Annotated in this window: 1 protein-coding gene; it reads left to right on the top strand. The window is 50.2% G+C overall.

Features of this window, described 5'->3' with window-relative positions; genetic code table 11:
* Positions 1–116 precede the first annotated feature (116 nt).
* Entirely contained in the window at positions 117–1,067 is a 951-nt protein-coding gene (locus QUW60_RS14985) for an IS1595-like element ISPvsp1 family transposase (protein ID WP_289561498.1), read from the top strand.
* Positions 1,068–1,090 lie beyond the last annotated feature (23 nt).

Genomic DNA, 1,090 nt, shown 5'->3' with positions numbered 1-1,090 from the left:
TATGAATGTCCGCAAACGTCCAAATTAGCAAAGTTTAAACAGGCTATGAGATGCCAATGCAGGCATAGGAACAGAATTTGCAGGCACTCCCTGTAAAACAATTGAAAGGAAACACAATGAATCTGCTTGACTTCTACCGTCAATATCCTGACGAAAGCTCCTGCGAGGAGGCTCTCCGTCGTTTCCGTGAACGCCACGATCTTTTCTGTAGCCGCTGCGGCGGTTTGCGTTTGAGTTGGAATCCGAGCCACCGTTCTTGGACCTGCATGGACTGTAAGCATGAGATGACCTTGCGTTCCGGTACTGTGATGCAGGGAAGCAACCTGCCCATCCGCGACTGGTTCGCCGCCATGTACCTTCTGACGGCGACCAGACGTGCCATATCCTCCAAGGAAATCCAACGCCAACTGGGGCGCAAGCGTTACCAGCCCGTATGGGAAATGGTGCACAAGCTTCGTGACGTGATGGGCAAGCGTGACGCACGCTATAATCTTCATGGAGATGTGGAGATAGACGAAGGGTTCTTCTCCACCGAGACGCCTGAGGCTCAGAAAAACTGCCCGCTCAAACGTGGACGTGGAAGCCAGCGCAAGACATCCGTCCTTGTCATGGCTGAAAGCAGTTTCCCGGACACTCCTTCCGATAAGAAGCGGAGTACCCCTAAAATCGTGGGACACATAAAGATGGAGGTAATAGACGATTTGAAGGCTTCCACCGAAACTCCCAGGATAAAACAGGCGACAGACGGGAAGGCAAATGCCACTACGGACGGTTCCAGCACATACGCATCCCTTGAAAAGGACGGGGCAGTGGCTTCCCACAAGGCCGTTGTCATGGATGACAAGAAAAAAGTCGGAAAGGTTCTACCTTGGGTACATATCGCCATCAGCAACGCCAAGAGGAGCATCCTTGACACCTACCATGACATAAAGGCGGAATTCCTGCAACTCTACCTTAACGAATTCTGCTACAAGTTCAACCGAAGGTATTTCGGTTTTAGGCTCTTTGAGAGGTTGGAACTCTGTGCTTGCACTTATAGAGCTGAGTTTAAACATCGAATTTACTAATTGGATATTTGCGGACATTCATA

Source organism: Bacteroides gallinaceum (assembly GCF_030373775.1).
Taxonomy (GTDB): Bacteria; Bacteroidota; Bacteroidia; order Bacteroidales; family Bacteroidaceae; genus Phocaeicola; species Phocaeicola excrementipullorum.
This window is presented reverse-complemented; position numbering and strand designations above follow the sequence as displayed.

Bases quoted from the DNA above. Each gene is read 5' to 3' on its own strand.
- QUW60_RS14985 (WP_289561498.1), top strand. From the start codon at position 117: ATGAATCTGCTTGACTTCTACCGTCAATATCCTGACGAAAGCTCCTGC.